Origin of the sequence: Bartonella sp. CL70QHWL, assembly GCF_042194855.1 — a bacterium.
GTDB lineage: Bacteria > Pseudomonadota > Alphaproteobacteria > Rhizobiales > Rhizobiaceae > Bartonella.
Genome location: NZ_JBHINJ010000007.1, coordinates 106372 through 112371, shown reverse-complemented (window position 1 = coordinate 112371; position 6000 = coordinate 106372). Strand labels below are relative to the sequence as shown.

Below are 6000 nucleotides of genomic sequence, written 5' to 3'. Positions count from 1 at the left end.
TGCGTTTTGTTTAGCCATATCGGTTAATCCACTATAGAAGAGAGCATTTGGCATGACCAAATAGCTTGCTGTTTGTGCTACAGGGACGATCACACTTGGACCAGAACCAGAATCCGTTTCAAGAATTTCTTTATGTAAGCGGAAATCCCAGAAATTTTCATTCTTTTCATCAAAGAGGCTTTGTGCAACATCGGCTGTACCGTGGCTTGACTCTGGTCCATAGGCCGTTAGCGTATATTTATAAGGCAAACGATTTCTTGTGGTATAGCCATTCTCGAGTTTGAAAGAGTCTTCTTGTGCTTTTCCAGATACTTGAATGAGCGAGAGGCCACCTATATTGGAAGGATCAGCAGCATTTACTACACTACTTTCATCTCCTGAATCGCTTTTGATATAAACTGTTGTGGAGCCTGAGACATCACCGTGGATCAGAAGTCTATCGGTTTTTTGATCGGCACTTTTTACGCCATCACTCCAAGCAATGTTGAAGTAAATCTTTGCATCACCCGTTGCGTTGTAGACTTCTTGCGTATCTGGTTTACCAGATCCTATATGCAATGTGTGATAATGATCTTCTGTTGGTCCATTAAAGATAATAGAACTATTGTTGAGATTAAGCGTGGAAATATCAGAACGAGATCTTTGAGCGATATCAAGCAGATTGCCATCAGCATTGAGTTCTGTTGCGCTGGTTTTTACGATCCATTGTGTCTTGTTTTTTAGATCAAAACGTACATTTCTGTCTTTAGAAATATTTGCTCTGCCTTCTAAAGTTGAATGATCAGCGCTTAATGTGAAGGTGCCGTTGGAGATCGCTTTAACCTCTTTATTGTTCCAATAATTGTCATTTTTCCAAGATTTTGGATCTTCGAAAAGACCATCTCCTAACAATACATCAGCATGGATTTCTGAATTTTTGAGATTGACTGTACCGATTGACAAACCTGGAATATCTTCCATGTTTGTGTTAGTAAAAGCTCCAACAAAAATTCCAGTACCATTTTCAGCGTGAACATCTGCATTGGTCAGATTGATCTCATTACTATGATATTTTTGTGGATCATGCGAGCTATTCGGATTATTATCGGAGAAAGTTGCGAATTGTAAACCGGCAACTTCTGCTGTGGCAGAAACATCTGTCAGATCAATATGTCCGCCATTTATTACAACCATTGCAGCTTTTTTTGCTTCTATTTTATTTTGCTTCCCATTCTGAAGGGCGACGGATTGGGTATCTAGGCCTTTGGAATTAGCATCAATAGCGCCATTAACCATCTTAATTGTGCTATTATTTCCTGCAAAAAGACCAACATTAAAATTTTGAATGGTTGTTTTACCATTTAACTTAATTAAACTACCAAGTTCCTCAACGTTTACAGCAACGGTTTGTTTTTTACTTTCACCACCAGTTATTGTTAAATCTCCGCTAATGATTTTACTTCCACCGTCTGCATAAAACCCTTCATCAACATTTTGAATGGTTGTTTTGCCCATTAACCTAACTTCACTACCAGAGTCCGATGTCCATATACCAGTGCGTTCGTTGTCGGGGCCGTCAAGTGCTTCACCACCGATTATTGTTAAATCTTTGCTGGTGATTTTACCACCGTCAACTGCTCCAAGGCCGCCCAAAGTATTGTTAATTATTGTATCACCATGCAATTGAATTGTGCTGTCATTGCCACTTACAAATGCACCGTTTCCTTTTCCCTCTGTTTTTAGAGCAACATCTGTGGCATCAATATGCCCTCCGTTGATTGCGAATAACGCTGTTTCGTTCGCGGCTACGGATCCTCCCATCATTATGATCTTAGATCCTGAACCGTCTGCAAGGAGTCCTCCGCCATCAGATGATGTAATGTTAGCATTGTTTTTTAAGATAATCGTACTGCTGGCTTCGGCGCTTCCTCCTACATCACGTCCACTAAATGATCCTCCTGAGACCGTTATTGTTGAGTGATCATTTGCAACTATACTGGCGGCTGCCTGAGTCACTTCTACATTATTTAAAACAACGGTACTTTTGTCTGCTTTTATTCCAAAGTTTAGTAGCGCATCGTCTTTACTATTCGATATCTTCACACCTTCTAGCTTGTTTTCACCACTGTTACTGTTTAAGAAGCTGGCACCAACTAGAGAAGTTTTAATGGTTCCTCCAGTCATGTTTATTGCGCCACCATCGTTTGTTGTAAGTCCAATTTCACTATTACTAATCGTTGTTCCCTCAAGCAATTCAACTACACTGCCTTCACCATTAGAAAATACACCAGATGACTTATCGCTATCATTTGTTTTTAGGGTTACATCTGCAACAGTAATATGGGCACCATTTTCAGCAACCAATGCATTACCTTTCCCCGTGACGGTTCCTCCCGTCATGCTGATGGAGGAGTTTGAACTGTTTGCATAGAGTCCAACGTTATCAGATGATGTAATGTTTGCATTGTTGGTTAAAGTGATGGCGCTGCCGTTTTGAGCAGATATTGTTGTATTTTGTGCATGAAATGATCCTCCCGAGATTGTTATTGTCGAATCATGATCTGCAAATATACCGGCTGCTGCTTGAGTCACTGTTACATTATTTAAAGTGACATTACTGTTAGTTGCCTTGATTCCATTGATTAGTGGCGCATCATCTTTCCCACTTGATGTCACTACATCTTTCAGTTCGTTTTCTTTGCTTTTGCTATCCAAAAAGAATGCACCAACTTTGGACGCTGTAATGCTTCCCCCAGTCATTGCGATTGCGCCACTTTCTTGTGTTTTCAACCCGATTGTAGCATCTTTGATCTTTGTATCAGACAATTCAATCACACTGTTTTCACCTTGAGACAAGGCGCCGAATCCACTCTCAATTTTAGTACCCTTATTAGATGCAGGATTATCCCCTTCTGTAGTAGGTGCACTTGTGGTATCTCCCTTTGCTGTTAGAGTACCACCCGTGACTTTAATATGACCACCGTCGTTTGTATACAATGCTGCGTCTTTTCCAGTTACGCTTCCTCCAGTCATTTTTATGGTGGTATTTTCATCATCGGCATGGAGTCCGTTACCATTAGATGAGGTAATGTTAGCACCGCCATCTACAGTAATGGTGGTGCCGCCCATAGCATATACGCCATCCATTTTACCCTCGAATGATCCTCCGGATACTATAACTTGAGAAACGTCATCCGCAAGTATACCAGTTTCTGCTTGCTTAACTGTTACATTTTCTAAAGTAATTAAACTTTCGTTGTTTATTTCTATTCCAAGGAGTGATGATGCTTCATTTTTATTATCTGATATCACTACATTTTGCAGTATACTTCTACTATTCTTACTACCATCAATATAAACGCCAGTTTGAGAAGCTGTAATGTTCCCCCCGGTCAGGTTGATGTTAGCGCCGTCTTTTACAGAAATACCGAAACGAACATCAGAATCAGTGCCTTGAATATTTAAGCCATTTAATTCAAGCGCACTGTTAGCACCTTCAACTGTTACAACATATTTATCGCTACCTGTGTCTGTATTTGTGTTTTCATTTCCAGTTACAGTTACAGTACTGCCGGTGATTTTTCCTTTGTCTTTTACATAAATAGTCTCGTACGTTTTTCCGGATATATCTTTTTCTTCGTTGGCAACGCCAAGAGTTTCAGCATGTGCAGTGAACTGGATGTTGAATAGGATGATAGCAGCCGCAGCCGTGCATGATAAAAGGGATGTTTTATACACCAGTATTCTCCTTATGAGAGCCCCCAAATATTCATTTCCCCGCAAACTTCATAAGAAGAAGTGAAAATGGATAGTTGTTATTAATTTCGATAATTTTCTTTATTTGGTAAGACATTTTTGATTTTTTGTCAAAATTAAAAAATAAATAATATTAAATTTGTATGAATTTATATTTAACACACAATGTGCTTGTAATGATTTATATTATATAATTAAATTTATTGTAAATCTACATTATAGAAATTATAACTATTATTATTATACTTTACATAATTTATATTATTTTTTATAAAGTAATAATAGTATTTTATGTAGTATTTCTGCATTTTTATAGCTTATCAAAGTGAATGATGACGGTAATACTATAACACTGTTGCTAGCACTTTTGATTATTTATACCTTATTTATCATAATATTATAATATAATTGATCTTGATATCCAAAGGAGTTTGGCACTCTAGTATAAGAATATATTTTTTCTCCTGTTGGGGATATTTTAATAGTATACGACTAAGTTTTTATAAGCTGTTGATGTATCGATGACATTTGAAAGAGCCAGAGCCCAAGCTTATAAATCTTAATCAATTAAAGTTCTTGAAGTTGAAGGCTTGAAATCAACAGTGCTTTTATATCATCAAAGTGCACCTTCATTGAAGGATCATTGCTTTCGTTATTTCGAATTTTTGACATATTTTTGACAATAAAATCTAAAAAAATTGTCTCTGAGGAATTTTTTAATATAAAAAATATGTAACGTTTTTATGGTGATAGGTTTATGAGATATAAAGTTGAATTGGTAATCACCGTGATTGCTTTTACTCTCTCTGGTTGTTTTAATCTTGATTCTGAAAAAATAAAAAGAGACAAGAGGCTTCATCATGATGCATTCATGGATTGGTCTATGAAAGAAAAGTCTCTTACAAAAAATTATACTGCTATCATTATGGCTGATCCGCAACCGTGGCGTTTAAACTCTGGTGATGCCAATGGAATATCAAACAGAGAGCCATGGTTAAAGATAAATGAGCAGGTTGCTGGTGTGATAAAAGCGCACAAGGCTGCATTCCATATTGTCAATGGTGATCTGACGGAGTTTGGACAACAAAAAAACTATGATGATTATGAAAATGTTTATAAAACTCTTGGAGCACCTGTCTATGAGGGGCTAGGGAATCACGATTATGCCAATAATGTTGGTAATTGTACAAATCCTCAAGAATTCAGTTTTTACAAAGATGCTTGTGCTATAAGTGCAGTTTCAAGAATGGTATCGGAAATCAAAAAATACCGTAGTCAATTATCGCATTTCAATGCAGATGTTACTGAAAGCTTGGTTCCCATTTCGGGTGGAAATATTCGCTCGATAAGGGGGAGTTTGAGTTATTCTTGGGATTATGGAGATGTTCACTATGTGCAGCTTCACAATTATCCAAGCTATACGGTTGGTTTGAAGGGGCAGTCTACAGAAGTGCAAATCAATAAATCTTTAGATTGGCTTAGGAACGATTTAGCTGCTGCTGATGCAAGAGGTAAAGTGACAATCATTAATTTTCATGATGCGCGTGCTGCTTCCATTGATGGTGAATCCTTTTTTATTCGTAAAAAGAATGCTAAAGATTTGTCGGTCTTTAAGTCAATTATTACCTCTCATAATGTTAAAGCAATCTTCGTGGGTCACACGCATTATCAGTCTTATTGCCGTGCGAAAAATGATAAGGTTTTTGGAAATATCCCTATATATACAGCTGGTGCGCTTTTTAATGGAGATTATTACCTCTTAGATGTGAAAGGCAAGACCATTCACGTTAAAGCCTATAATGGAGAAATAGGAAAACCGCTTTTAATTAAAGATCTTGGTGTTATAGGGAAAGACACTCAATTTTCGGCAAGTTGCAGTAAGTTATAATAGGATTTGTTTCTTTGTCTTAAAGCATGAGGGAAAAAACGTATTATATGTGCGGACTTGAAGAGCAGTAGGAGTGTCTAAATGTTACTTAGAAATAGAGTGAAAAATCAGACATATTTTTTTCAAAGCTGCTAAGATTTCAGGTTATACGCTATAAGTGCAATGGTTTAATGTGAACTGAGCTTTAATACAAAGCAGAATAATGGTTTGTTATTCTATTTTTTCTTTTTAGGCTTTCATCTTTGAAGAAAGGGGAGTTTGTCAAGGGTGTGTTCATAATTTGCTAGCACTTGTTGTCCAGAATCATCAAGAAGGCTGTTTTTATTAATTTGTTGCGGTATAATTATTAAGTTATGCCCTTTATTAGAGCTTATAAT

At 37.1% G+C, this 6000-nt stretch carries 2 protein-coding genes; one reads left to right on the top strand and one right to left on the bottom strand.

Annotation, left to right across the window (positions count from 1 at the left end):
- On the bottom strand, positions 1-3717 hold a 3717-nt coding region (locus ACFIJZ_RS04920), incomplete at its 3' end, for a beta strand repeat-containing protein (RefSeq protein WP_375631203.1).
- 775 nt (positions 3718-4492) lie between these two features.
- Between ACFIJZ_RS04920 and ACFIJZ_RS04915 the strand changes: the two genes are divergently transcribed.
- On the top strand, positions 4493-5623 hold the full coding sequence (locus tag ACFIJZ_RS04915; RefSeq protein ID WP_375631202.1) for a metallophosphoesterase: 1131 nt from the start codon (positions 4493-4495) through the stop codon (positions 5621-5623).
- The last annotated feature ends 377 nt before the right edge of the window (positions 5624-6000 follow it).

Coding starts and splice junctions, on each gene's coding strand:
- ACFIJZ_RS04915 (WP_375631202.1), top strand. CDS start 4,493: ATGAGATATAAAGTTGAATTGGTAATCACCGTGATTGCTTTTACTCTC.